The organism is Acetobacterium wieringae (assembly GCF_026646375.1).
GTDB classification, from domain to species: domain Bacteria; phylum Bacillota; class Clostridia; order Eubacteriales; family Eubacteriaceae; genus Acetobacterium; species Acetobacterium wieringae_A.
The window spans coordinates 89,317-115,351 of the sequence record NZ_JAIPPU010000008.1; the positions used below are offsets into that span (position 1 = coordinate 89,317).

Sequence of the window (26,035 nt, forward strand, 5' to 3'; positions counted from 1 at the left end):
TAAAAAAAGAGCGAAAGCTCTTTTTTTAATGGTTGATGATTTCATGGATGTAGAAAATCGTGATCATTGAGAGGGAAATGTCCGCCGAAAATTTGCTCAAAAATGTCGACATCCGCTCGGGACTGAGATCACCCCGGATACTTAAAAAGACGATATAAAAGGTGATGAAATTGTAGCGGAGATAATTGCCGTTCGATGGCGTTAAAAAGGTTCCGATAATTTTGGGGTTATCCAATAGGGTGAGGTTTTCATCCAGAAGGCGATTCAATTCTTTGAGAATGGCCTTGATGAAAAAATCAACAGAATAATTTTCCAGCCGGGGTACCCCCATGCTTTTTGCGGTGATTTCCAGCATACCAAGGCCAAGCGGTTGATTTTTGAACGATGTTTTCTTTAACAAATTTTCAAGTGCGTCCAAAACATCACTTTGGCTGGCAGTGCCGGGTAAATTAAGTAAGGCCAGCATTTTTTGCAACTGTTTTTTATTTGAAAGGGGCTGTCCCAAAGTGTTGATAAATTTTTTGAAAAAGGTATTGCTTTTTTGTGTGTTCAGATAAAAGTGCTTGCCATCGAGTGCCCCAAACACTTTCATGGCATCCAGATAACCGAGTTGGATGTTCTGTTCAATCTGACGGGTATCAAAATTCAAGATCCCGCCAAGAAATTCGGAATTATTAACCGTAATGATTTCAGCATTATTATCCCGCACCCATTTTCGCATTCCAGGAGCCGGGAATTCCACTGAAATAATCTGAGAAAAATTCTGTTCCAGCATAAAATTAATTGGGACATTATCAAAGAATCCCCCATCGAGATAGGTTTTACCATCGATTTCCTGTTTCTGGAAAATCGGTAGGGCAGCACTGGCCAGCAGATAGTCAATCAGCTGGCCCTGGGGAATGTCTTCAATCATCAGTTGACGTGGTTTCAGACTGGTGATATCAACCGTGACCAGTCCAAAACGAATCGGTGAGTTTCGGATGGTTTCTTCACAGATTAATCGGGTCAGATTGTCGCGCAATGGCGAAATATCCAAACCGTCTGAGAATAGCGCTGTTAAAAAACCATTGCGAAAAGCATCAAAGCTCTCTTTTGACCACTGATCAACATAGGTATTGGTCATTATTTCATTTAAATCAAGAACCTGGTTAATGGTGAGATTGGACCAGAATTCCATGGCAATGTCATAATCATCCTGCGCAATCATGGCAGCATTCAGGGCTCCGACGGAGGTTCCGATGACTGCCCCCAGAGAATAATCACATTCTTTAAGGGCTTTCCAGACACCCATTTCAAAGGCACCTTTGGCTCCGCCACCACTGAGAACCAGACCATACTGTTGGTATGACATTAAAAATTCACCTCGCTGTCATTATGAAATGAAAGTTAAAAAACGGTTTCGATTAATAATACATCCCGTTCATCAAACCACCCAGCATGCCCATGCCGCCTAATCCCACACAGGCAATGCAGGCAAAGATCATCAGTACCGTAAAGGCCATACCAATGATGGAGCAAATCAAACCAGCCATCGCCATGCCGGTGGGTAGCCCCTGAAGTTTTCGTTCTTTCATGGCAATCATTCCAAAAATCAGGCCCACAGCACCGGTAAGCAAACCGCTGCCCATTAGGGTGATAAAGCTGACAATTGAGAAGATCCCCAGGGTCAGAGCCAGGATTGACTTGGAATCGTAAGTTTCGGTGATTACGCCTTCGGGGTGACGTTCATCGTAGGCATCCCGATTGCGGATAACAAAAACAAAAATCGGTCCCAGGAAAGGGAGAATGATGCTGAGAACCAGATAAAGAACCCGATGATCTTTGTCATAGATGCTGTAAAGCCAGAATTGAGCAGCATAATAGTAAAAGCTCAAAGCCAGTGATAATATAATCCCCATAAAGGCCCCTAAATAGGGAATAAACCCGAGAATGGTCATGACTACGGTTAGGGCCAACCCCATCAGCGGAAGAAAGAGCTTGGCATAGGGAATGTGCCAGGTACTGATGGAAACATCATCGTTGATCAATTCGCCCATCAGGTAGCTGCTGGCTAAGGGAATCCAGGCCAACCAGGGGTTATCAAGATTTCGGTTTTTGGCCATGGTATAAAGACCAAGGGAATTAAAAACATAGCAGATCAGGCCGATCACCAGACTAACGACTAAAATAATACCAAGAACGGACATAATAACTGGCATAATTGCCATAAAACTGTCGGGCCGGGAAGAAATATCGCCCAGATAATCATCATACATATGCATAACAAAACCTCCTAAAAATAGTAATATCCTAATTATACCCTAAAGTCATCTAAATAACTATTGTTTCAAGTATTTTTCATAAAGCTGCTGAGGGATCTTCATTAAGAATAAGATGCCTAAACCAATAACGAGCAGGCTGATAAATTGAGAAGTTGAGAGAAATCCAATGGCACCTCGGGGATCGGCCCGGAAAAATTCATTGATGAAACGAAACAGTCCTGAGGCGAGCAAGTAAACACCGGTGGTCATACCGCAAGCTTTGCTTTTCCACAACACGGCGATCAGAACCAGCGTCAGAATAAACAGAAAGACTGATTCTGACAATTGGGCTGGGAACAGTCCGATTCCCGATGGTGGATACGCCCCCACTGGATAGTAAACGGCACCGATCCCTTCGTAGGGAATCCCATAGCAGCAGCCATTAAAAAAACAGCCGATCCGGCCAAAGGCCTGAGCCAGAGCCAGGCAGGGGACGGCGATGTCGAAAAATTGAATGGCATGCAGATGATAAATATGGGTATAAAAATAGCCTCCCAAAAGGCCGCCGATCAGTCCCCCATAAAATACCGCACCACCAGTGGCAAGGCGAATCAGGGCAGTTTCCGGGTTGGCGAGCAGGTTTGGTAAGTCGACAATAATGTAAAGTATTTTGGCCCCGGTGATGCCGCCGATGATCCCAAAGAGACCAAAAAACATTGCATCCATGGTGGTGATATGATATTTTCGGGCGGTGTAGACGCCCAATAAAAACGCGGCACCGGTTCCCAGCAAAAATAAAACACCAAAGGTAGGGATGGAATAATCAAAAAAATGAATGATCGGATACATAAGACTCCTTTTTGAATTATGGTTAAGATTGGCTCCAAACAGGTCATGGACGGTGGTCGTTTAAAAGTTGACGGTTTGGGGACTGCGGGTAAAAAAAATAGACGATGGAAATCGTCTATTTTAAAACACCTGAATCAACTAAACATCGCTGCTGTGCCCAATAGTCCGACACAGGCAACACAAGCGATCAGGACAATTGCGCATAGGGCAAGACCAATGATATTAAGGACCAAACCGGCAGTTGCCATGCTACTTGGTTTAAATCCTTCCAATTCGCCAGCTTTACGAATTTGGATGGCAAAAATCAAACCGACTATAGCGCAGATAATACCAATAATAGTGAAGTAGCTCCATACGATGCTAACCAAGGATACGATTCCCAACACTAGGGAAGCAATGGCCTTATTATTATACTGTTCCATATAAGCCTCCTAAAGTAAAAAATAGTTCTCTCTTTAGGATACTCCTGCTTAGAAAAAATGTCAAGAATTATGAATCTCTTTTAACTTATCCACCAGATCAAAGGCGACGTGGTTGATCGTTTGGGAACCGGCCACCAGCACCAGATCATTCGGGCAGAGGTGGTCAGTCAGATACTTGACGATATCCTCAAAAGCCGAAATGGTGACAGTGGGAATGCCGTATTTTGCTTCAATGGCTTTTTGCAGATCTTCGGAATAAATGTTCCAGCTATTGCCTTCCCGGTCAGAATAAATATCGTTGAGAATGACATAGTCGGCTTTGGCAAACGCATCGACGAATTCATCAAAGAAAAAGAAGGTTCGTGAATAGGTATGCGGTTGAAAAACAACCCACAGTTTATTGTGCTCATAATTGAGACAGGCATCCACAACCACTTTTAACTCTGTCGGGTGATGGGCGTAATCTTCATAAACGTTGATGCCGTTGACTTCCCCCCGGAATTCGAAACGGCGTTTGGCACCGCTGAATTTTGCCATGGCAGCGACGGATGTTTCGAGTGGAATGGCCAGGAAATCCCCGCAAATAATGGCAGAAAGAGCGTTAAGAACATTATGCTCTCCGGGAATAATCAATTGATAATGACCATAAAATTCACCCTTTTTATAGACATCAAAACTGGGCTTGCCGACCTTATCATAAACAATGTTGGCGGGGTACCAGTCATTGGTTTTATTTAAACCGTAAGTAACCACCGGACAGGCTAAATCAGCCACCACGTCCAGAACATCCTGAGAATCGCCGTAGGCAATCATCAGACCATCGGCTGGCAGGATCTTGCCGAATTTTGTAAAAGACGCTTTGATCTGTTTGATGCCATCTTTAAAATAATCCAGATGGTCTTCTTCAATATTCGTAATGATGCCAATGGAATGAGACGTTGTCAGAAAGCTGTCCACATATTCACAGGCCTCCACGACAAAAAAATCTTTGCCGTCAATCACCGCATTGCCGCCGAATTCGTCAAGTTTGCCGCCAATGCTCAGGCTGGGACGCAGATCGGCGTGCTGGAGTAGACAGGCAACCATCGAGGAGGTCGTCGTTTTACCATGGGTTCCGGAAACCGCAATGGTTTTATCAAAGATATGGGAAAAGAGACCCAGGAAACTTGAACGTTCAATTTTGGGAAGATTTAAATCGGTGGCTTTGACCATATCCGGGTTGTCATCGTGGATAGCGGCTGAATAAACAACACAATCGGTGTCAGCGGGGATATTATCATAACTGTGTCCGATATGAACCGTGACACCCAGGCCTTCAAGTTTTTCAGTATAGGAGGAAGCAATCATATCCGAACCCTCAATGGAAAAACCTTGGGACAAAGCCATCGTAGCCAGGCCACTCATGCTGCTCCCGCCAATTCCAATGAAGAATAATTTATTGATGGGTCGGTTGAATTTGTTTTCTAGTTGTGCTTTCAAATAATCAGCTCCTTTATTTGGTGATAAAATCTTAAATATTTCTTAATGTTTTAATTATAAGTGTTCACATGTCGGTTGAGGATAAGGACGAAATAATCGAAATATCATCCAAAATCAGGAAAAACACTTTAAATCGAATTATAACATAGGTGTTTCCGCTGAGTAAAGATTAAAAAAAACTTGCACTTTTGCGGAAATATGAATAATATTATAGATATTGAGAATAATGTTCGGATTTTAATCAAATCCTTCATAGGTGGAAAATGAAAAAAAATGAAAGAATCAGTGTTATCACAAAAATATTGTCAGACCATCCCAACGAGGTGTTCAGTTATAATTATTTTACCGACTTGCTGGAGGCGGGCAAATCGAGTGTCTGCGAAGATGTGGCGATTGTCAAAAATGCCATTGAACTGACCGGTACTGGCTATGTCGAAACCTATTCCGGGGCATCCGGGGGGGTCGTTTATCATCCCCAGGTCACCAGAGAAGAAGAGGTCAGTATCCTCAAAGAAATAGCGGATCAGCTTCAGTCGCCAGCCCGGAAAATTCAGGGGGGATTTGTTTATTACAGCGACATCCTCTCTAATCCCCGCTATTCTAAAAACATTGGTCGGATCATAGCCTCAAAATATGGTCAAATAGGGATCGAGTATGTTGTCACCACCGAAACAAAAGGTATTCCGGCAGCCATGGAAACGGCCCATTATCTCAATGTGCCAATGGGACTGATCCGTCGTTCCAATCGGGTAACTGAAGGAGCAACCACCAGTGTCAATTATATTTCCGGCTCCTCCAATAAAATCAAAACCATGTATCTCAGTCGCCGGATTGATCTGCAGGGTAAGAAAGTATTGGTTATTGACGATTTTATGAAAGGCGGCGGAACCGCCAAAGGGATGATGAACCTGATGGAAGAGGTGGGCGCTGAGGTAATGGGAATCTGTGTTATTTTTGTGACCCGATCCCCGGCTGAAAAACTGGTTGAACAGTTCACTCCACTGATTTGGATGGATGATGAAAACCTGGAATCGGGATTGCGGGTTTCTCTGCATTTAGAAAGCTGAAAATTGAAATAAATATGGTGTCACATTTTATAATTCAATCGATTGGCAGTACCTGAAATTAAAGAAATTATTTGTTTTTTTACCCTTTTAGAAAATAAGTAAGAATGGAAAAATTTCAAGGTTTTTGTTTTAATATAGTTGAATTTGTGTTAGTATATACCTAGACATGTGACTTTATTTCAAAGGGGAGGCTTACGAGATGGAAATAACAGACGTAAGAGTACGGAAAACGTATCCAGAGGGTAAAATGAGAGCGATTGTCTCGGTTACTTTTGATGACCAATTTGTTGTTCATGATATTAAGGTAATTGAGGGTCAAAGCGGATTTTTTATTGCGATGCCCAGTCGAAAAACGCCGGACGGCGAATTCAAGGATATCGCACATCCCATTAACATGGGTACCCGTCGTGAAATGCAGGAAAGTGTCCTGCGCGCTTACGAAAAGGCCATAGAAGAGGATAATCAAGTAACCAATGAAGAAGAAGCAACAGTTGAATTAGAAGTAGATTACGAAGAAGAATAAAAATTAAACAAAAAAAGTTAAAAAGGGGGAAGCGTTTCCCTTTTTTTGTTGTTAATTATTATAAATGTTTGGAGAATAATATGAACCATTCACGAGTTATTATCTTGGCAGCCGGAGAAGGATCCCGGATGCGCTCCCAGAAGCCCAAGGTACTTCATCAGGTTTGTGGGGAGAATATTCTGGATTATGTGATAGCGGTCAGCAAGGCTTCAGGAATTTTTGAAATTGGCGTAATTATTGGGTTTCAAGCCGAACTGGTTAAAGCAAGCCTACCACCGGAGATCGTTACCTATTTCCAGCAGGAACAATTGGGGACGGGACATGCAGTAATTCAGGCGCTGCCCTTTTTTGATGAACTGGAGGGAAATCTGATTGTGCTAGTTGGCGATGCGCCACTGATTCAAGAAGAAACCCTGACCGGCCTGATTGCTGCCCATGAAAACGGTGGTTATGCCGCCACGGTTTTAACGGCGGAATTTGCAGAGCCCAGCGGTTATGGCCGGATGATCAAAAACAGTGCTGGTGAGCTGCTTAAAATTGTAGAAGAAAAAGATGCGACACCGACTGAAAAGCAGATTAAAGAAATTAATTCCGGGATGTATTGTTTTGATGCCCAGAGTTTGATTCTGGCGCTTAAAGAACTAAAAACCGACAATGCTCAGGGTGAGTATTATCTCACCGATGTTATTGAGATCTTCAGGAGAATGGGAAAAACGACCGGCACCTATGTGACGCCGGATTTCGAAGACATCCAGGCCATTAATTCCCGGGTACAGCTGGCTGAAGCCGAAGCAGTGATGCGAAAACGGATCAATAAAAAACTGATGGACAAGGGCGTGACCTTTATCGATCCGGCCGCTACCTATGTTGGCGCTCGGGTTATTGTTGATCAGGACACGGTGCTCTATCCCGGGGTCATACTGGAAGGTCAGACGAGAATTGGAAAAGATTGTGTCATTGGTGCAAATAGTCGGTTAGTTGACGCAAAAATTGGGAATAATGTTACTATTCAGAATTCCACAATACTGGATAGTAGCGTTGACGAGTACACCAGCGTTGGACCATATGCATATATTCGGCCGGGAAGCCAGATTGGTAAGCATTGCAAGGTTGGAGATTTTGTGGAAGTTAAGAATTCCACCATGGCTGATGGCGCTAAAGCCTCTCACCTGACCTATATTGGGGACGGGGATGTTGGTGAAAATGTCAACCTCGGCTGTGGTACGGTGTTTGTTAATTATGATGGCAAGAAAAAATACCGAACCGTTGTTGAAAAAGATGCCTTTGTTGGCTGTAATACTAATCTGATTGCCCCGGTTACGGTAAAAGAGGGGGCCTACATCGCCGCTGGATCGACTATCACTGACGATGTTCCGGAAGACAGCCTGGCGATTGCCAGAGCCCGACAGGTCAACAAGGTTGGCTATTTAAAAAAATAGCCGTTCACACCATTTACAATAGAAAAATTGAGAAAATTAAGAAGAGGTAAGAAACGCATGGATGGAAAGTATAGTGGAATTAAGATTATTGCTGGAAACTCAAATATCGCATTGGCACAGGAAATTGCCGAATATTTAGAAGTTCAGCTGTGTAACGCTGAAGTGGTTTCCTTTAGTGACGGGGAAATCGGCGTTAATGTCTTTGAATCGGTTCGGGGGGCAGATGTTTTTGTGATTCAGTCGACTGGAACCCCGGTGAATGAAAATTTAATGGAATTACTGATTCTTATTGATTCCATGAAACGGGCTTCGGCAGGACGAATTAACGCTGTCATTCCGTATTATGGTTATGCCCGACAGGATCGGAAGGCCAAATCCCGGGATCCCATTACCGCTAAACTGGTGGCAAACCTTTTAACCACCGCTGGAGCCGATCGGGTTATCACCATGGATCTTCACTCCAATCAAATTCAGGGATTCTTTGACATTCCCCTGGATCATTTGTCCGGCGGGGCCTTGATTACTGAATACTATCGGGAAAAGAAACTCGAAAACATGGTTGTGGTTTCCCCGGATGTGGGCAGCGTCAAGCGTTCCAGAAAGTTGGCCAGAAGTCTGAATTGCCCGTTTGCAATCATCGACAAGGAACGTCCCCGCCCCAATGAAACCGCCGTTATGAACGTTATTGGGGATGTTAAAGGGAAAAACTGTATCATGATCGATGATATGATTGATACGGCTGGTACCATCACCTCTGGGGCCAATGCGCTGATTGATCTGGGTGCCAGTTCAGTTTTTGCGGCCTGCAGCCATGGGGTGTTTTCCGGTCCAGCCATCCAGCGGATTCAGGATTCCGCCATTGAGGAACTGGTTACGCTCAACACCTTGATTATTCCCAAGGAAAAACAAATCGACAAGATAAAGATTTTATCCACAGGAACTCTTTTTGGTCGCGCGATTGACTATGTCCATTTTGGTCGCTCACTGAGTAAGCTTTTTGTGGGAAGATACGTTTAGGCTTTGCAATGCATCTGATTGTTGGATTGGGAAACATTGGCAAAGAGTACGATGGAACCCGGCATAATATCGGCTTTGAAACCCTTGATTATCTCAGTGATAAAAAGGGCATCGCTATCACCAAGAAAGAACAGCATGGCTTAACCGGGGTCTATCGTGAAGCGGGGCATAAAATTATGCTGGCCAAACCGACCACCTACATGAATAACAGCGGATTGTGCGTGGCTGGGTTGATGAATTTTTATGAGATTCCGCTGGAAAATCTTTTGGTGGTCTATGATGACATCGATCTGGCTATCGGGGATGTACGGATTCGCCAGCGGGGCAGTGCCGGGACCCATAACGGCATGCGATCGATTATCCAACATCTGGGTAATCCCGATTTCTCCCGCATCCGGATCGGCATTGGTCGGCCCCGGCTGGGTTCGGAATTGGTGCACTATGTGTTGGGACGATTTCCCAAAAGTGAATTTCCGGCCATGGAAACTGCTGTGATGGAAGCGGCAAAAGGGGTGGATATTTTTGTCAAGCAGGGCGTTGATCTGGCGATGAACCAGATCAATGTGCGAAAAAAGATTGAAAAATCAGCAGAAGATAAGATTGCAGAATCAAACACACTGGAAAAATCGGAATAAAAGACGATAAAAGAGCAGGACTTAGACGTGCGAAAAAGAATACAAAACAGGGGCCCGGGTTTAAAACCCGGGCTATCCTTGTTTTAAAATGAAAGAAGAACGTATGGAATTACTTTATCAAAACCTTTTAAAGGGTGAAGCCATCCAAACCATTTTGAATAATCTGGCCCCGGGAGAAATCATTAACCTTTCCAATGTTAACAACAGTTTTAAAGAAGTTCTAACCGGGCTGATTGAAAGCCAGATGCAGAGCCGGATTCTTTATGTTGCAGCAACCGATTATCAGGCTCAGAAAACAGCTGCGCATCTGGAGATGCTGCTCGGGGATCAGGTGCTTTATTTTCCGGCTGAACCGATTCATGATTATTTTGCCGATGTTCACAGTCAGGAAATCAATCACCAGCGGTTGATTGTATTTGAAAAGCTGTTGTCCGATAACCATTTTGTAGTGGTGATGGGAGCGGAAACCCTGCTAAAAAAACAAATGCCCCGAGAAAAATTTCAGGAACTAAGCTTTTCCCTGACAGTAGAGGACAGCTGTGATCCGGTTGAATTGACAAAGCGCCTCTTTGAATTGGGGTATGAATCAGTTTCCCAGGTCGAGGCCCGGGGCCAGTTTGCCCACCGGGGTGGGATCATTGATGTGTTTTCCACGACCGGCGAAGAAGCCTACCGGATCGATTTTTTTGGCGATACCATTGAATCGCTTAGAACCTTTGATCCCCAAACCCAGTTATCAACTGACTCGCTTAATCAGGTGACGATTTTTCCGGGACGGGAAATTATTCTGGCGGATGATGAGCGAGCAAAAGCCCTCAAGCAGATTTTAAAAAATTATGGTGACATTCCCGGTTATCAGACGCTGATTGAACGGCTTAACGAAGATCCGGGAAGCCACGACGAAACCTTGTTTGCCTTTATCAAGTCCGAAGGAATGCTCACCGATTATCTGGGAGCTGCGCTGGTGATATGGGATGAGCCGCCGCGCATTAAGGAAGCCCAGAGCGTTTTTGTCAATAAGTTGCACAGTGACTTTCAGACCCTGATGGATGAACAGTTAATGTTTTCGGAAGAAAAAAACAAATTTAATTCTTTTTCAAAAATTGAGAAAGCGCTGGAGAACCAGCCGCAGTTAAAACTCCATTTATTTACTTCACGGGGTAAAAAAGGAATGAGCCTGGATTTAGCGGTCAAAGAAAACGATTCGTTCCTGGGGCAGATGCCGCTATTTATCGAATTTGTTCAAAAGCAGCTAAAACAGGATGCGATCATTCATTTACGGGCCCGGGATCAGGCGGGCATCGAAAAGCTCAAAAAAATATTGACTGATGCGGATATTCATCGCTTTACCAATCAGGCCTTGCCGGGAGTTCAGCTGGTTACCGGCGAAATCAGCGGCGGTTTTGAATTGACCAATGAAAAGCTGATTTGTATCAATCAAAGTGAAATCATCAAAGAATCGACCCAGCGGAAAAAGCGCCGCCGCCAAAAGGGGCGTAAGATTGATACTTTTACCCAATTGAATCAGGGGGACTTTGTGGTTCATGATACCCACGGCATCGGGGTCTATCGGGGAATTGAACAATTAAAAATCGATGAGACGATTAAAGATTTACTGGTTATTGAATATGCCAATGAAGCCAAGTTTTATTGTCCGGTGGATCAGCTCGATGCCATCCAGGTTTATGTGGGAACTGGTGAGAAAAAGCCGAAAATTAACCAGTTGGGCACGAATGACTGGAGCAAGTCTAAATCGCGGGTCAAGGCGGCTGTTGAAGAAATGGCCGATGAGCTGATTGCTCTTTATGCCAAACGCCAGAATTTAAAGGGCTATGCCTTTGGTCCCGATTCCAGCTGGCAGCAGGAATTTGAGGATTCATTTCCGCATGAGGAAACCAACGACCAGCTCCAGGCGGTGGATGAAATCAAGGAAGACATGGAGTCGCCCCGACCGATGGATCGGCTGCTCTGCGGGGATGTCGGTTATGGTAAAACGGAGGTCGCTCTGCGGGCGATCTTTAAGGCGGTAATGGAAGGCAAGCAGGTGGCTTTTCTGGTGCCCACCACCATTTTAGCGCAGCAGCACTACCAGACGGCACTGGAGCGATTTAACAAATATCCGGTCAGTATTGGCCTGCTCAGCCGCTTCCGGTCGAAATCCGATCAGGATAAAACCTTAAAACAACTCGCTGCCGGTCAAGTGGATTTGATCATCGGTACACACCGGCTTTTATCAAAAGATGTAATCTTTAAAGATCTGGGCTTGCTGGTGGTTGATGAGGAACAACGCTTTGGGGTTGGTCATAAGGAACGGATCAAGCAACTCAAAGAAAATGTTGATGTACTTACCCTCAGTGCCACCCCGATTCCAAGAACTTTGCACATGTCAATGATCGGGGTTCGGGATATGAGCGTTATCGACGAGCCTCCGGCGGGCCGTCGGCCGGTTCTGACCTACGTGATGGAATACAATGAAGCGATTATCAAAGATGCGATTGAGCGGGAACTGGCTCGGCGGGGCCAGGTCTATTTTGTCCACAACCGGATTCATGATATCTTTGAAGTGTCTAGAAAAATTCAAAAGCTGGTTCCGGAAGCCCGAATTGTGGTGGCCCATGGCCGGATGACCGGACAGGAATTGGAAGACATCATGGTTGATTTCTTGGAACAGGAATTTGATATCCTGGTGACCACCACGATTATTGAATCGGGACTGGATATTAAAAATGCCAATACCCTGATCATTGACAATGGCGATTATATGGGGCTGTCCCAATTGTATCAGCTCCGGGGGCGGGTTGGGCGATCCGATGTTCAAGGTTATACCTATGTGACCCATCGGCCCAAGGTGCTTTCAGAAATTTCCCAGAAACGCTTAAAAGCCATCAAAGACTTTACTGCCTTTGGTTCAGGCTTTAAAATTGCTCTTCGGGATCTCGAAATCCGTGGTGCGGGAAATATTCTGGGAGCGGCTCAGTCCGGTAATCTGGCCACCATTGGCTATGAGCTTTACTGTCGGATTCTGGATCAGGCCATTCATGAGCGGCTGGGCAAAGAAATGGATTTCTCAGCCAGCGAACTGTTAATTAACCTCAATGTCAGCAGCTATATTCCAGAAAAATATATTGCGGATGAGGAGTTAAAATATGATATCTATAAGAAACTCTCCTATGTCAAATCCCAGGCGGATTATGATGAACTGGAAGATGAACTGTTGGATCGCTTTGGGGAAATCCCAGATGGGGTTTATAACCTGATGTCGCTGGCAATGATTAAACATCTGGGCCGAATGCTGGGAATGACGGAAATCCGGGAGCGCGGTAACTCGGTATTATTCACTTTTGACAGTACCAGAGAAATTCCCATTCCCGATCCGGAACTGATGAAGGAACTGTTTAATTGCTATAATATTAAGTTTAATGCCGGTAAAGGCGATCAGATCCGTTGGCGGATCGTTTTAAAACATGAGCGTGATCAACCCTATCTGAAAGCTCTGGGTGAATTTTTGGGTCGACTGACTCCCGCTAAGAATTAAGGTAAAGTCCAGTTGTCGTGTGTTAAACTGGGCAAGGTCTTAATGATATGATATTAATAAAAGAAGAGGAGAACAACAAAAATGAAGAAATCTCGTATTCTGGCTTTGTTGCTGACAGGCGTAATCAGTGTCAGTCTTTTTGCCGGAGGTTGCAGTTTGGTTAAGGTAAATCCTGAACAGGATAAAAAGGTGGAGATCGCCGTTATTGATGGTACCCCCTTGTTGAAAGAAAATTTCAACAACTACATGGCATATTACCAGATGTATTTTGATGCCAGTGGCATGACATTCCCTACTGATAAAGAGCTCACCCAGCTAAAAAAAGACATTCTGGATGATCTGGTACGAGTTGAAACCCTCACCGCCAAAGCCAAAAAAGATGGGGTGACCGTCGATGAAACCGGGATCGCTACGAATGCCAGCAGTATGCTGGAATCACTGAAAACAACCCTGGGCGAAGAAAAATATGCCGCTGTTTTAGCAACCTATAACACCGATGCCGCTTCTTTCGAGGCATTCTTAAATAAATTCCTGCTGGATTACAGCTATGCCAACACTATGGAAACAAACTACAACAACACCTTAAAGGCCGATCCCAGTAAAGAGTTAAATACGGTTGTGGGAACTGTTGGTAAGGATGAGGTTAAAAAAGATGTGTATAACTATCGGTTGGCCAACGAAGAATTATTGACCTATTATCAGACGCAACAGGCCCTTAAAACGGATGATGAAACCATGAAAACGACAAATGAAACCATCTTTAACACCATTGCTGAACAAAAAGCACTGGCCCAGTATGCCGAAGAAAAGAAACTGACAGCGGATCAGGCTAATATTGACAGTTATGTAACCACACAGGAAGCATTTATTAACTATCTGCTACCAGGGGACGAAGCACTGCAACAGTTTCTCGATACAAAATTCTTAACGATTGCTCAATTTAAAGAATTTATGAAACAGGATGCTACTGCATCAGCTATTTCCAAAGCAGTACAGGCAGATCTGGAAAGTACGATTAAAGTGACGGATGGCGAAATCAAGAAATACTACGATGAAAACAAAGCGTCCTACGATACCAGCACTGTTTCTGCTAAACATATTCTGGCCAGCGAACAAGCCTTAGCAGATCAAGTTTACGCTGAAGCCAAAAATGCTAAAACAGTCGAAGAATTTGATGCGATTATGGCCAAATACCAGACCACCGAAGGAATTAAGGAAGCTGCCGATTTGGGTGCATTTACCAAGTCAACCATGGTATCGGAATTCTCAGATGCCGCCTTTGGTATGGATGTCAATACCGTCAGCGAGCCAGTTAAAACCGACTATGGGTACCATGTCATTTATGTCTACGATAAAAAAGACGGAGAAACACCAAGCCTGGAAGATAAAAAAGAAGAAATAACCGAAACATTGAAAAGCGAAAAAGTGACGGAAGAATTTGATAAGCTTAAAACCAAGCTGACGAACAAATTCAAAGTAAAAATCAACGATATTGTTACGCCAGCTGACGCGTATCTGGACGAGCTAAAAACGGAATTGAATGTTAAAGTATACGAAAATAAAATCTAGCATCATCTAAGCATAACCCGCAAAAAGCACTGATTTTCAGTGCTTTTTGGTTGTACATGGTTAGTTGATACGATATAATAAAAAACAATCTGCAAAGCATCAGTGGAATTTGCAACACTGTAAAAAAGAGGTTTATCTATGTCTGAGCGAACATCAAATTACTTAAAGGGTGCCAGTATTCTGGTTGCAGCGGGGATTTTGTCCCGGCTGTTGGGCCTCTTTTTCAAAATTCCCCTGTACCAGATGGTAGGCAGTTATGGAAATGGGATCTATGGCAATGTTACCAGTATCTATAACCTGCTGCTGATGGTTTCCACCGTGGGCTTTCCGGTAGCGATTTCCAAAATGGTATCTGAGAGCATCGCCCAAAAAGAATATGCCACCGCCCATCGGGTTTTTAAACTATCGATTCTCATTCTGGCGGTTTTAGGGGCATTATCCAGCCTATTTCTGTTCTTTGGAGCGGAATGGATCATCGAAACGGCGAATTGGACGGCCGAGAGTTATCCGGCGTTGGTGGCCATTGCCTTGGCGCCCTTGTTCATTTCCTTTGTGTCGGCCTTTCGGGGCTTTTTTCAGGGGTTTCAGATCATGACACCTACCGCAATTTCCCAGATTCTTGAACAAATTGTCCGGGTTTTTTTAGGTGTTGTCCTATGTTGGGCTTTTGTCGGTCAATTTGGGGTTGGTTTGGGCGTTGGTGGGGCGGTTTTTGGCGCCACCGCCGGTGGTCTGGTGGCAGCCATTCTACTGGCTTATCTGTATTATGGTTTTGTTACCAAAAATAAACGCCTGCTCAAAGTAAAGACCAGAAAACGGCAGCGCTCCAACCGGGCACTGCTCAAGAGACTAGTGATCATCTCAATTCCGGTCACCTTGACATCGGCTTTAGTGGCGATGTTTTCGACGGTGGACTCCTTTATCTACGTATCCCGGCTGGCCGTGGCCGGAATTGACGAAATAACCGCAACAATGATGTTTGGTGATTTTACCAATGCTGAAATATTGATTACCATTCCGCTGATTATCAGCGGTAATCTGGCAGTAGCGATGATTCCGGCGATTTCGGAATCCTTTGCGATGCGAAACCGGAAAGCGATGAATGAGAAAATTGTGTTGGCGATCCGGGTCATCCTGCTGGTCGCTTTTCCCTCCTGCATTGGTTTGTCGGTGCTGTCTTACGGCATTTTTGATCTGCTCTTTCCGGGATCACCCTACGGCGGCTTTATTTTATGCACCTTTGCCTATGCAACGATTTTTATGATGCTGTCAAACACCTTTCAGAGTATCCTTCAATCCATCGACCGGTTTCGCATTCCGCTGATCAATCTGGGAGTAGCTATTATTATCCGTTTTATCACGGGTTGGATATTTTTGTCGATTCCCTTTTTTAATATTCAGGGGATTGTCATCAGCAGCATGATTACCTTTATCTATCTGACGTTGGCGAACTACGCTTCGGTTAAGCGTTATACCCACATCAAGGTGGATTTTGTCCATACTGCCCTGAAACCATTGGTTGCTGCCATCATGATGGGAATTGCCGTGTTTTTTACCTACAAGGGAATTGCAGCCTTCCTGGGTGGATTTATAGGGATTATCATTGCGGTATCCATAGGTGTCTTTATTTACTCCTTTGTGCTGGTTTTAATCAAAGGCATAACGGCAGACGAAATCAGCGTTTTGCCGGGAAGTCGTACCCTGCTTCGCTTTTTTCATTGGCTCGAGCGATTGACGCCCGGTCATAAAAAAAGGCGGATTAGACATCAATAACTGATCTAGAAAGGAAATAAACATGCACCACATTGATATTGTTGGACTCGGTCCGGGCAGTCCCGGCCAGATGACTTTGGAAACATTTGCTTTGTTGAAAGATTCAAGTCCCAATTTTTTTAGAACGACGATCCATCCAGTGATGGATTTTATTTGTCAGGAAGCCATCACTTACCAGAGTTTTGACTGTTATTATGAGCAGGAAGACTCGTTTGAAGCGGTCTATGATCAAATCGTCACGACCCTTATTGAGGCCGCCAGGACAAATGAAAAATTGGTTTATGCGGTTCCTGGAAACCCGCTGTTTGGCGAAAAAACCGTCGAGAAATTGATCGTTGCAGCCAAAGCCGCTGGCATCAGTTATCGAATTTATCCCGGAGTGAGTTTCGTTGATGTGACACTCAACAGTTTGGAAACGGATCCGATTAATGGGCTAAAAATCATTGATGCCTTTGATGTATTCAAAAATCCCCCGGATCCCCGAATAGGCACGTTGGTGACCCAGGTGTACGATCAACATATGGCTTCGGAGTTGAAGCTTCAATTAATGGAAATCTATGACCCGGAAAAAAAAGTGGTTTTACTGATTAACTCTGGGATCCCCGGTGCTGAAAAAACACTGGAAGTTTACCTTTATGAACTGGATCGGGTTGATGACATCAATCATTTGACCAGTCTGTTCATTCCCGCCGAAATTGATGTCTATCAGGGATTTCAGGGCACCATAGAGCTGATGAAAGCTCTGCGAGCCGATGACGGCTGTTCATGGGATCGCAGCCAGACCCACGAAAGCTTGAGAAGCTATCTGCTGGAAGAGAGTTATGAGGTGCTGGAAGCCATCGATAATCAGGACTGGGATAATCTCGCGGAAGAATTGGGCGATGTTTTATTTCAGATTGTTTTCCATGCTGAAATTGCCAGTGAAGCCGGTCGCTTTAACGTCAACCAGGTGATTTCTGGAATCAATGAAAAAATGATTCGGCGCCATCCCCATGTATTTATCGACAAGGCGAGCTTTAATCCAGACCAGGTTGAAACCAACTGGGATGCGATCAAACGATTAGAAAAAGGTGAGGTGAATACCACCCAGGAAAGTGGTCTGTCATCCGAAATGAAAAAAATTCCCAAGGCGCTGCCAGCTCTAATGGAAGCGGTTAAGGTTCAGAAAAAAGCTGCTAAAGTCGGCTTCGACTGGCTGGAGGCAACGGCTGCGCTGGAAAAAATCGATGAGGAAACCCATGAATTAAGAGCGGCAATGGAGGAAAATGATCCTCAAAAGATTGCTGAAGAACTGGGAGATCTGCTTTTTTCAGTGGTGAATGTATCCCGATTGCTCAAATTACAGCCCGAACTGGTATTAAGAAAGGCGACAGAAAAATTCATTGATCGCTTTGAAAAAATGGAAAAAGTTGCTAGTCAAGAGAATAAATTGCTAAATGAATATACTTTTGAGGAATTAAATGAGGTCTGGAATCGGTCGAAAGGGCTTTAATAACGGAAAAAGCCGAAAAAAGCAAAAAAAACTTGTAATTTGCTGGTGAACACGCTTATAATATTACAATAGAATACTGGAAACTATCAGATGGAGGAAAAAATGAACAAATCAGAATTAATTGCCCAAATGGCAGAAAAGTCGGGTTTATCAAAAAAAGATTCAGAAAAAGCATTAGGTGCTTTTTTGGACACAGTGGTAGATACCTTGAAAAATGGAGACAAGGTGTCGTTAGTAGGTTTTGGAACCTTTGAGGTTAGAGAACGTGCAGCACGTACAGGTCTTAACCCACGAACAAAAGAGCCCATCGAAATAGCAGCCTCTAAAGCCCCTGGCTTTAAAGCAGGTAAAGGCTTTAAGGATGAAGTAAATAAGTAAGCAAAGTTACAGAAGCCGGGGCGATGCTCTGGCTTTTTGTTTTATCAGTGGTTTTAGTTTTAAGCTTTTTGATTTAGAATAATGAGGAATACATGAGAATTGATAAATATTTAAAAAACGCCAGAATTATTAAACGACGAACCGTGGGAAAAGACGCCTGTGACGGCGGGCGGATATCGATTAATGATAAGGTTGCTAAACCGGGTGATCAGGTGAAACCCGGAGATATTATTACCATCCGTTATGGAGACGGAGAACAAAAGGTGGAGGTTCTTTTATGTCTGGAACATGCTCCCAAAGAAAAAGCAGGAGATATGTATCGGGAATTGTAGGGCAGCCTTGCCGGAAGTGAAGAAGTGAAGATGAATGAAAAAACGAGAAACCTGATCAGACGTCGAATCATCATTGCCCTGGCAATTATCGGGACAATTTTATTTACCGTCTACATCTACCTGGCCAATGCCATAAAAATCTATGAGTTGGATCAGCAAAAGATCCAGATTAGCCAACAAATCGAAAATGAAAAAATAAGAAGTAATCAATTAGATGAACAGGTTAAACAGATGGGCAGCAAGAATTATGTGGAGAATTTTGCACGGCGATATCTGGGTTTGTATTATCCGGATGAAACCATCGTTATTGTGGAAACCCAGAAAGATGCTGCAGAAAGCGATGGGCAAACAGTTGAACAATAAATGTAACAGTAATTTAGATGGTACTGAACTTGATCGGATTGAACAAAAAGAAAAAAAACGCCATTTGGCGGTGATCGATATTGGCACCAATTCGACCCGGATGCTGATTTTTCGAAATGACCAGGGGAAGCTGGTGCGGGTCAATAAATCCGTTCGTTATACTCGGATGGGCCAGGGGGTCAATCAAACGGGACGCCTCCATCCCGATGCGGAAAAGCGGAATATCGAAGCACTGGAAGAATATAAAAACATCGCTGCCGATTATGGGGTGGAAGAATTTTATTTATTTGGCACCAGTGCGATGCGGGATGCCGATAATACAGCGACTTATCTTGAGACAGTTAAAGAAAAACTGGGATTCGAAATTGAGGTGATTTCTGGTGAAGCTGAAGCAGAGCTTGGTTTTGTTGGGGTATCACAGTGCTTTGAAGAAAAAATTCTGATCTTTGACATCGGTGGTGGAAGTACCGAGTTTATCTATGGCGAAGACAATGAAATAAAACGAATGATGAGTATTAATCTGGGCTGTGTTCGCTGTACCGAAGAATTTATTTTTTCTGATCCACCAACCTTTCAGGAATTGGAGCGGATGAATGAGAAAATATATGCCGAGTTCGAAAAAAAGACGCACGGATTTTTGCCGACCAAACCCTATAAACTCATCGGAATTGGTGGAACAGCTACCAGTTTGTCGACGATCAAACAGGAACTGAAGACCTATTGTAGCGAAATGGTTCATCAGAGTACCATTACGAAAGATGAGCTGGAACGTATGATTGACAGCTTAGCCAGTAAAACCATCAAGGAGCGACAAAATATGGTGGGGCTGGAAGCCAAACGAGCTGATATCATTCTAGCTGGCGCTTTTTTGCTTTTAAATATTTTTAAAATTACCGGTGAAACTGTTTTTACCGTTTGTGACTATGATAATCTTGAAGGTGCAGCATACCGCCATTTTGTCATGGAAAATAAATAGAGAAATTATTTTCAAAAAAGCTTGACATTAGCTATGGATGGGCGTATAATAACACTTGTCCCTTGAGCAAGGGGACAAACGAAAAAGTGCCGGGGTGGCGGAACTGGCAGACGCACAGGACTTAAAATCCTGCGGTCCTTTCGACCGTACCGGTTCGATTCCGGTCCTCGGCACCACTTTTTACTTGCTCAATAATCACATCGCGGGATGGAGCAGCTTGGTAGCTCGTCGGGCTCATAACCCGGAGGTCGTAGGTTCAAATCCTGCTCCCGCAACCAAATATACAAATCCTTTTTTTCATGGCGGCGTAGCTCAGTTGGCTAGAGCATACGGTTCATACCCGTAGTGTCAGCGGTTCGACTCCGTTCGCCGCTACCATAAAAAAATAAATCAGTGGCCCCTTGGTCAAGCGGTTAAGACACCGCCCTTTCACGGCGGTAACAGGGGTTCGAGTCCCCTAGGGGTCACCACTTAATTTGTATCGTTACAACCAAATAGTTTCCAGATTATTTCGTGGTCGCATAGCTCAGCTGGGAGAGCACCTGCCTTACAAGCAGGGGGTCACAGGTTCGAGCCCTGTTGCGACCACCATTTTTTTTACCTATTTTTATAAAGAAATTAGAATAGAGAATTTTATTGAAGTGGTGAAACCATGGAGAAAAAAGTAATTCAGTATATTGAAGAACAGGGAATTTTAGAGGCTGGCGATCAGGTTCTCATCGGCGTATCCGGTGGAGCAGATTCGCTGGCTTTATTGTATTTTTTGGATAAATATGCCAACCAATTTGAAATCACCCTCGGTGTGGCTCATCTTCACCACGGTCTTCGGGGAGCCGCCGCTGATGCCGACGAGGAGTTTGTAAAAGAATTTTGTCGAGCGCGGAACATTCCCTTCTTTTCGCGACAACGAAATATCCGGCAAATATCGCAAATCGAGAAAATATCGGTAGAAGAAGCGGGCCGGAAAGAACGTTACGGCTTTTTTAGTGTCATTGCTGCAGCGCATGGTTATAATCGGATCGCCATGGGCCATCATATCAATGATCAGGCGGAAACAATGCTGATGCGGTTGATCCGCGGCACTGGAGTCAAGGGTGTTTCGGGCATAAAATCCAGTCGGGACAATTTATATATCCGGCCATTTCTGTGTCTGGAGAAAAAAGAAATTCTGGAGTATTGCAAAATCCATGAGCTGGCTTTTCGAACGGATGCCACTAACTTTCAGCGTGACTATACCCGCAACAAAATCCGTTTGGATATTATGCCGATGGTTTTAGAAATCAATCCCCGGGCGGAAGTCCATTTTAATGAATTTACAAAAATTGCCTATGAATATGAAGCGTTTTTTGAGAAATATGTGGATCTGATTGAAGATCGGATTTTGGGTTCTGAAATAAACCGGGTAGTTATTAATCGTGACGTCTGGTTGGGCGAAGAACCGGTGGTTCAGAAAGAAATTTTACGGCGGGCTATTTTTAAATTTAAGGGTAGTTTAAAGGAAATTGAGTACAATCATATCACTGCATTTTATAGTTTACTAAAGAGCGACAAAACAATCTGGGAAATCCACCTTCCGCATGACATTCACGTTAGCCGCCGTTATGATCGAGTAATGGTGTCTGAAAAAGAAGTGCAAGCAGATGTCATGATAACACCCAAACGGATTCTGGCAAATAAGACCTATCTATTTGCTAAAGAGCATCTGATCATCGAGACTAAACGTGTTACTCCGGCTGAATTTAAAAATAAAAGGTGTTTTTTTTCGAAAGAAGTGGAAAATCATTGTGAAAAATATTTTGATTATGATAAAATAAAAGGCATATTGGTTTTGCGTAGCCGTCAATCAGGAGACTATTTTTATCCGCCAGGTCTACTTGGGAAAAAATCCATTAAGAAGTATTATATTGACAAAAAAATTGATCGCAATCGCAGAAATGAGATTCCACTACTGGTAGTGGATAATGAGGTCTTATGGATTTTGGGCTATGCCATCAATCAACGATTTTTGGCCAATGATGATACAAAAAAAATAATTAGGGTAACATACCTTATGTTAGGAGAAAAATGTGATAGCCGATATTCAGGAAATTTTGGTTGATGAAAAGGCATTGGAAAAGCGTGTCGCTGAACTTGGAGAAAAGATTACCGCAGATTACCGGGGAAAGTATCCCATCTTGATTGGTATTTTGAAAGGATCATCGGTTTTTATGGCCGATTTGATTAGAAAAATTCCGATTCCATTGGAGATTGATTTCTTAAAAGCCTCCAGCTATGGCGCCGAAGCCCGGAGCTCTGGAGTTGTTCAACTGGAAGCGGATCTATCGATGGATGTCAAAGGCCGGAGTATTTTGCTGGTTGAAGATATTGTTGATACTGGTAATACCCTGAAATATTTATTGAATCGCTTTGAAAGCCTGGGGGCAGCGGATGTTAAGGTCTGTTCGCTACTGGATAAACCGGAGCGTCGGGAACAGCGGGTTATAGCTGATTATATCGGCTTTGAAATACCCAACGAATTCGTAGTTGGATATGGATTGGATTATGCTCAAAAGTACCGGAATCTTCCCTTTATTGGGATTTTAAAACGAGAAGTATATGAATAAACCGAATGAAAAAAAGAAGAATTTGAACATGAGAGGAGTGATGTTTTTTGAATAAATACCTTAAGATGATTGGGTTTTATTTAGTAATTCTATTGATCATTATTGTCGCTGTAACCTTTTTAAACCCCATGAAAGAAGAGGTTAAAACGATTGTTTATAGTGAGCTGCTTACCCAATTGGAGAATAATCAGGTAGCAGAACTGGAAATAAACAACTCAAATGTCACCGGCGTTCTACGGAGTGGCGAAGAATTTGAGGCAGTGGTACCGCAATATGTAATAGACGAACAGGTAACACCGTATATTTTGAAAAACGATGTGAAAGTAACCATTACCAAGCAGCAGGATTCCTGGTGGATTTCGTTAATTCCATCAGTGGTGTTGATTGTTTTAATGGTGGTGTTTTTTCTCGTCTTTAGCCAACAGGCTGGCGGTGGCGGCGGGAAGGTAATGTCCTTTGGAAAAAGTCGGGCAAAACTTCACGTTGAAGGGGAAACCAAGGTGACCTTTAAAAACGTCGCTGGTGCCGATGAGGAAAAAGAAGAGTTAGAAGAAGTTGTTGATTTCTTGAAAGCTCCGGATCGCTACCGGAAATTGGGCGCCCGGATTCCCAAAGGGATTTTATTAGTTGGACCTCCGGGTACTGGGAAAACCCTTCTGGCCAGAGCAGTTGCCGGAGAAGCGGCAGTGCCGTTTTTCACGATTAGTGGTTCGGATTTTGTTGAAATGTTTGTTGGGGTCGGAGCTTCCCGAGTTCGGGATCTTTTTGAAAATGCTAAGAAAAACGCCCCATGCATCATTTTTATTGATGAAATTGATGCGGTTGGTCGACATCGTGGCGCTGGTCTGGGTGGTGGACATGACGAACGGGAGCAAACCCTGAACCAGTTACTGGTTGAAATGGATGGTTTTGGTATCAACGAAGGCATTATCATTATTGCCGCTACGAACCGTCCGGATATTCTTGATCCAGCCTTACTAAGACCAGGACGTTTTGACCGTCAGGTGACTGTTGGTGTGCCTGATGTTAAAGGCCGGGAAGAAATTCTTAATGTGCATAAAAAAGATAAACCCCTGGCACCTGAGGTCGATCTGGCCACCATTGCCAAAGGAACACCGGGTTTTACCGGAGCTGATCTGGAAAACCTGATGAATGAAGCTGCCCTTCTGACAGCCAGACATAGTGGTAAATTGATTACCATGGTCGAGTTGGAAGAAGCCATCAAGCGGGTGATCGCTGGCCCTGAAAAGAAAAGCAAAGTGATCAACGAGGATGATTTACATATCACTGCTTATCACGAAGCCGGACACGCGATTGTGATGCATCTTTTACCCAATTGTGACTCAGTTCATGAGATTTCGATTATTCCCCGGGGGATGGCAGCTGGTTACACGTTATCACTGCCGGATGATGATCGTCAGCATATGAGTAAAAGTAAGTTACTGGAAAATATCTGTGGCCTACTGGGTGGACGGGCGGCTGAAAAAATCGCTCTGGATGATATTTGTACGGGTGCCAGCAATGATATTGAACGTGCAACCAAGATTGCCAGAAGTATGGTAACGGAATGGGGAATGAGTGAGCATCTGGGGCCAATGACTTTTGGACATTCTGAAAGCGGCGAAGTTTTTCTGGGTCGGGATCTGGGCCGGTCTCGCAACTACAGCGAGGAAGTTGCGGCGGTCATTGATAAGGAAATCCGTACGATTGTGGAAAACGCTTTTGAACGGGCCTGCTCGATTCTGGAAACACATAAGGAAAAGCTCGAAGAAATCGCCACTCGCCTGTTGAGAGATAAAACCGTCACCGGTGAAGAATTCAAAGCGCTGTTTGAAGAACAACCGGAATCAGAAAAAATGGTAGAAGTTGAGATAGAAGCTGAAATTGAATAATTAACAAGTAGAAAAGTCGTTAATATAACGGCTTGAGGTTGTCGATAAACTCCCGTACCGACCAATTGTTAATCTGTTGTTCGCTGCGGAATCGGACAGGCATTCGCCGTGTCCGCTCCGATGCGTACAACATGATCTAACAATTGTCGGTACTAGGTTAGCTTTTTTGACAGTCTGAAGCCGTTCATATAACGGCTTTTTTTAAGATAAGATGTTAAAATACAACTATGTAATCAGTTGAATTTGATAGAACACATGGAGGGTGAAATGGAAGAACTGAAAGTTGGAACCAGTTTTGAAAAGAAATTTTTTGTAAATAAAGAAGATACGGCCTTGGCCTTAGGCAGCGGCGGCGAAGCGGTGCTGGCCACGCCCCGACTGGTGGCCTGGATGGAGAATGCGGCTTTTGAAGGGGTAGAAGCGAGTCAGCCGGAGAGCAGCACCACCGTGGGAACCTTCATTGAATTAAAGCATCTGGCAGCTTCACCGGTGGGCGTTGAAATTCGGATTAAGGCGACACTGGTATCCATCGAAAAACGGGCCTTGAATTTTGATATTGATGCATGGGACGCAGTTGAAAAAATTGGCGAAGCAATTCATCAGCGTTTTATTGTGGATAAAGCCCGCTTTAACGAGAAGGTTGCAAAAAAACTGGAAACCAATCTTTAGGAGGAAACATGATTTTAGGTATTGATGTTGGAAATACAAATACAGAACTGGCGGTTCTGATTGGCGATGAAATCCCCTATTCCTGGCGCTTTGTCACCAAAACACCGCGAACCTCGGATGAGTATGGCGTGTTGATCAAATCCTTTTTTAGAAATGCGGAAATATCTGTGGAGAAAATCAGCAGTGTCATTATTGCGTCGGTAGTGCCAAATATCATGTATTCACTGATCAATGGCATAAAAAAATATATTGGGGTAGAGCCAATGGTGGTGGGGCCGGGTATCAAAACCGGAATGCCCATTAATACCTCGGATCCATCGGAAGTTGGAGCTGACCGGATTGTCGATGCGGTAGCGGCGTACAGCATTTATGGCGGGCCGTTAATCGTCACCGACTTTGGAACGGCCACTACCTTTGATTATGTCACCAAGGAAGGGGCTTTTGCAGCAGCTGTAACCACCCCGGGGATTCAGATTTCCATTGATGCATTGTGGAAAAATGCCGCTAAGCTGCCCAACATCGAAATTAAAAAACCGTCATCAATATTGGCCCGTGATACGGTAACCAGTATGCAGGCGGGTTTAGTTTATGGTTATATTGGTCAGGTGGAGTACATCATCGAACAGATCAAAAAAGAGACGGGAATCAAGGACATGAAGGTCGTGGCAACGGGGGGATATGGCCGTCTGTTTTATCAGGAAACTAAATCCATCAACGTTTATGATCCGCAATTGTCTCTTAAAGGGCTGAAAATTATCCATGACAAGAATTCCCGGTAAACA

23 protein-coding genes and 5 tRNA genes are annotated in these 26,035 nt (G+C 44.0%); 23 read left to right on the forward strand and 5 right to left on the reverse strand.

Annotated features, from left to right (window positions below):
* Positions 1 to 25: 25 nt before the first annotated feature.
* The 5 genes from Q7P33_RS09005 to murC form a co-directional block, all read right to left on the reverse strand.
* The gene (locus Q7P33_RS09005) at positions 26 to 1,351 is read right to left on the reverse strand and encodes a patatin-like phospholipase family protein (RefSeq protein WP_303869494.1); all 1,326 of its coding nucleotides are present in this window, start codon (positions 1,349 to 1,351) and stop codon (positions 26 to 28) included.
* A gap of 52 nt (positions 1,352 to 1,403) precedes the next feature.
* Positions 1,404 to 2,261: a DUF4190 domain-containing protein gene (locus Q7P33_RS09010; protein ID WP_303869496.1), complete on the reverse strand. Its 858-nt coding sequence runs from the start codon at positions 2,259 to 2,261 to the stop codon at positions 1,404 to 1,406.
* Positions 2,262 to 2,318: 57 nt separating this feature from the next.
* Entirely contained in the window at positions 2,319 to 3,089 is a 771-nt protein-coding gene (locus Q7P33_RS09015) for a prolipoprotein diacylglyceryl transferase (RefSeq protein ID WP_303869499.1), read from the reverse strand.
* Positions 3,090 to 3,223: 134 nt separating this feature from the next.
* On the reverse strand, positions 3,224 to 3,511 hold the full coding sequence (locus tag Q7P33_RS09020) for a hypothetical protein (protein ID WP_303869501.1): 288 nt from the start codon (positions 3,509 to 3,511) through the stop codon (positions 3,224 to 3,226).
* 60 nt (positions 3,512 to 3,571) lie between these two features.
* Positions 3,572 to 4,990 (reverse strand): UDP-N-acetylmuramate--L-alanine ligase, encoded by a 1,419-nt coding sequence (murC, locus tag Q7P33_RS09025; RefSeq protein WP_303869504.1) that lies wholly within the window; start codon positions 4,988 to 4,990, stop codon positions 3,572 to 3,574.
* A 263-nt stretch (positions 4,991 to 5,253) separates the two neighbouring features.
* On the opposite strand from murC, the gene purR reads away from it, so the two are divergent.
* The 23 genes from purR (at position 5,254) to Q7P33_RS09140 (ending at position 26,032) form a co-directional block, all read left to right on the forward strand.
* Complete coding sequence (gene purR, locus Q7P33_RS09030; RefSeq protein WP_148637907.1) at positions 5,254 to 6,057, forward strand: pur operon repressor; 804 nt, start codon at positions 5,254 to 5,256, stop codon at positions 6,055 to 6,057.
* 199 nt (positions 6,058 to 6,256) lie between these two features.
* A complete protein-coding gene (gene spoVG / locus Q7P33_RS09035) occupies positions 6,257 to 6,580 on the forward strand; it encodes a septation regulator SpoVG (RefSeq protein ID WP_111888046.1) in 324 nt (107 codons plus the stop codon).
* Between the two features lie 80 nt (positions 6,581 to 6,660).
* Entirely contained in the window at positions 6,661 to 8,019 is a 1,359-nt protein-coding gene (gene glmU / locus Q7P33_RS09040) for a bifunctional UDP-N-acetylglucosamine diphosphorylase/glucosamine-1-phosphate N-acetyltransferase GlmU (protein WP_303869512.1), read from the forward strand.
* Positions 8,020 to 8,076: 57 nt separating this feature from the next.
* Positions 8,077 to 9,036, forward strand: a complete 960-nt coding sequence (locus tag Q7P33_RS09045) for a ribose-phosphate pyrophosphokinase (RefSeq protein WP_303869515.1) — start codon at positions 8,077 to 8,079, stop codon at positions 9,034 to 9,036.
* An 8-nt stretch (positions 9,037 to 9,044) separates the two neighbouring features.
* On the forward strand, positions 9,045 to 9,671 hold the full coding sequence (gene pth / locus Q7P33_RS09050) for an aminoacyl-tRNA hydrolase (protein WP_303869516.1): 627 nt from the start codon (positions 9,045 to 9,047) through the stop codon (positions 9,669 to 9,671).
* Between the two features lie 88 nt (positions 9,672 to 9,759).
* Positions 9,760 to 13,206 (forward strand): transcription-repair coupling factor, encoded by a 3,447-nt coding sequence (gene mfd / locus Q7P33_RS09055; protein WP_303869518.1) that lies wholly within the window; start codon positions 9,760 to 9,762, stop codon positions 13,204 to 13,206.
* Between the two features lie 81 nt (positions 13,207 to 13,287).
* Positions 13,288 to 14,775: a peptidyl-prolyl cis-trans isomerase gene (locus Q7P33_RS09060; RefSeq protein ID WP_303869521.1), complete on the forward strand. Its 1,488-nt coding sequence runs from the start codon at positions 13,288 to 13,290 to the stop codon at positions 14,773 to 14,775.
* A 138-nt stretch (positions 14,776 to 14,913) separates the two neighbouring features.
* A complete protein-coding gene (locus tag Q7P33_RS09065; protein ID WP_303869524.1) occupies positions 14,914 to 16,548 on the forward strand; it encodes a polysaccharide biosynthesis protein in 1,635 nt (544 codons plus the stop codon).
* 22 nt (positions 16,549 to 16,570) lie between these two features.
* Positions 16,571 to 18,040: a nucleoside triphosphate pyrophosphohydrolase gene (gene mazG, locus Q7P33_RS09070; RefSeq protein WP_303869526.1), complete on the forward strand. Its 1,470-nt coding sequence runs from the start codon at positions 16,571 to 16,573 to the stop codon at positions 18,038 to 18,040.
* 90 nt (positions 18,041 to 18,130) lie between these two features.
* A complete protein-coding gene (locus Q7P33_RS09075) occupies positions 18,131 to 18,418 on the forward strand; it encodes an HU family DNA-binding protein (RefSeq protein ID WP_014357319.1) in 288 nt (95 codons plus the stop codon).
* 92 nt (positions 18,419 to 18,510) lie between these two features.
* A complete protein-coding gene (locus Q7P33_RS09080) occupies positions 18,511 to 18,750 on the forward strand; it encodes an RNA-binding S4 domain-containing protein (RefSeq protein WP_303869531.1) in 240 nt (79 codons plus the stop codon).
* Positions 18,751 to 18,780: 30 nt separating this feature from the next.
* Positions 18,781 to 19,113: a septum formation initiator family protein gene (locus Q7P33_RS09085; protein ID WP_303869534.1), complete on the forward strand. Its 333-nt coding sequence runs from the start codon at positions 18,781 to 18,783 to the stop codon at positions 19,111 to 19,113.
* A complete protein-coding gene (locus Q7P33_RS09090) occupies positions 19,076 to 20,089 on the forward strand; it encodes a Ppx/GppA phosphatase family protein (protein ID WP_303869536.1) in 1,014 nt (337 codons plus the stop codon). The genes Q7P33_RS09085 and Q7P33_RS09090 overlap by 38 nt, the downstream gene beginning before the upstream one ends.
* An 88-nt stretch (positions 20,090 to 20,177) precedes the next feature.
* A tRNA-Leu gene (locus tag Q7P33_RS09095) sits at positions 20,178 to 20,265 on the forward strand.
* 25 nt (positions 20,266 to 20,290) lie between these two features.
* Positions 20,291 to 20,367: transfer RNA gene (locus Q7P33_RS09100), tRNA-Met, on the forward strand.
* Positions 20,368 to 20,390: 23 nt separating this feature from the next.
* Positions 20,391 to 20,467 (forward strand) — tRNA-Met (locus Q7P33_RS09105).
* A 17-nt stretch (positions 20,468 to 20,484) separates the two neighbouring features.
* Positions 20,485 to 20,559, forward strand: a tRNA-Glu gene (locus Q7P33_RS09110).
* 45 nt (positions 20,560 to 20,604) lie between these two features.
* Positions 20,605 to 20,680, forward strand: a tRNA-Val gene (locus Q7P33_RS09115).
* Positions 20,681 to 20,741: 61 nt separating this feature from the next.
* A complete protein-coding gene (gene tilS / locus Q7P33_RS09120) occupies positions 20,742 to 22,187 on the forward strand; it encodes a tRNA lysidine(34) synthetase TilS (protein ID WP_303869538.1) in 1,446 nt (481 codons plus the stop codon).
* Entirely contained in the window at positions 22,156 to 22,692 is a 537-nt protein-coding gene (gene hpt, locus Q7P33_RS09125; RefSeq protein ID WP_303869541.1) for a hypoxanthine phosphoribosyltransferase, read from the forward strand. The genes tilS and hpt overlap by 32 nt, the downstream gene beginning before the upstream one ends.
* Positions 22,693 to 22,757: 65 nt before the next feature.
* Positions 22,758 to 24,584 (forward strand): ATP-dependent zinc metalloprotease FtsH, encoded by a 1,827-nt coding sequence (ftsH, locus tag Q7P33_RS09130; RefSeq protein ID WP_303869544.1) that lies wholly within the window; start codon positions 22,758 to 22,760, stop codon positions 24,582 to 24,584.
* Positions 24,585 to 24,851: 267 nt separating this feature from the next.
* Positions 24,852 to 25,253: a thioesterase family protein gene (locus tag Q7P33_RS09135; RefSeq protein WP_303869547.1), complete on the forward strand. Its 402-nt coding sequence runs from the start codon at positions 24,852 to 24,854 to the stop codon at positions 25,251 to 25,253.
* A gap of 8 nt (positions 25,254 to 25,261) precedes the next feature.
* A complete protein-coding gene (locus tag Q7P33_RS09140; protein WP_303869550.1) occupies positions 25,262 to 26,032 on the forward strand; it encodes a type III pantothenate kinase in 771 nt (256 codons plus the stop codon).
* Positions 26,033 to 26,035 lie beyond the last annotated feature (3 nt).

Coding starts and splice junctions, on each gene's coding strand:
- Q7P33_RS09010 (WP_303869496.1), bottom strand. CDS start 2,261: ATGCATATGTATGATGATTATCTGGGCGATATTTCTTCCCGGCCCGAC.
- Q7P33_RS09005 (WP_303869494.1), bottom strand. CDS start 1,351: ATGTCATACCAACAGTATGGTCTGGTTCTCAGTGGTGGCGGAGCCAAA.
- Q7P33_RS09090 (WP_303869536.1), top strand. CDS start 19,076: ATGCTGCAGAAAGCGATGGGCAAACAGTTGAACAATAAATGTAACAGT.
- Q7P33_RS09085 (WP_303869534.1), top strand. CDS start 18,781: ATGAATGAAAAAACGAGAAACCTGATCAGACGTCGAATCATCATTGCC.
- pth (WP_303869516.1), top strand. CDS start 9,045: ATGCATCTGATTGTTGGATTGGGAAACATTGGCAAAGAGTACGATGGA.
- Q7P33_RS09045 (WP_303869515.1), top strand. CDS start 8,077: ATGGATGGAAAGTATAGTGGAATTAAGATTATTGCTGGAAACTCAAAT.
- spoVG (WP_111888046.1), top strand. CDS start 6,257: ATGGAAATAACAGACGTAAGAGTACGGAAAACGTATCCAGAGGGTAAA.
- purR (WP_148637907.1), top strand. CDS start 5,254: ATGAAAAAAAATGAAAGAATCAGTGTTATCACAAAAATATTGTCAGAC.
- Q7P33_RS09060 (WP_303869521.1), top strand. CDS start 13,288: ATGAAGAAATCTCGTATTCTGGCTTTGTTGCTGACAGGCGTAATCAGT.
- Q7P33_RS09020 (WP_303869501.1), bottom strand. CDS start 3,511: ATGGAACAGTATAATAATAAGGCCATTGCTTCCCTAGTGTTGGGAATC.
- mazG (WP_303869526.1), top strand. CDS start 16,571: ATGCACCACATTGATATTGTTGGACTCGGTCCGGGCAGTCCCGGCCAG.
- glmU (WP_303869512.1), top strand. CDS start 6,661: ATGAACCATTCACGAGTTATTATCTTGGCAGCCGGAGAAGGATCCCGG.
- Q7P33_RS09065 (WP_303869524.1), top strand. CDS start 14,914: ATGTCTGAGCGAACATCAAATTACTTAAAGGGTGCCAGTATTCTGGTT.
- Q7P33_RS09075 (WP_014357319.1), top strand. CDS start 18,131: ATGGAGGAAAAAATGAACAAATCAGAATTAATTGCCCAAATGGCAGAA.
- mfd (WP_303869518.1), top strand. CDS start 9,760: ATGAAAGAAGAACGTATGGAATTACTTTATCAAAACCTTTTAAAGGGT.
- ftsH (WP_303869544.1), top strand. CDS start 22,758: ATGATTGGGTTTTATTTAGTAATTCTATTGATCATTATTGTCGCTGTA.
- Q7P33_RS09140 (WP_303869550.1), top strand. CDS start 25,262: ATGATTTTAGGTATTGATGTTGGAAATACAAATACAGAACTGGCGGTT.
- tilS (WP_303869538.1), top strand. CDS start 20,742: ATGGAGAAAAAAGTAATTCAGTATATTGAAGAACAGGGAATTTTAGAG.
- Q7P33_RS09135 (WP_303869547.1), top strand. CDS start 24,852: ATGGAAGAACTGAAAGTTGGAACCAGTTTTGAAAAGAAATTTTTTGTA.
- Q7P33_RS09015 (WP_303869499.1), bottom strand. CDS start 3,089: ATGTATCCGATCATTCATTTTTTTGATTATTCCATCCCTACCTTTGGT.
- Q7P33_RS09080 (WP_303869531.1), top strand. CDS start 18,511: ATGAGAATTGATAAATATTTAAAAAACGCCAGAATTATTAAACGACGA.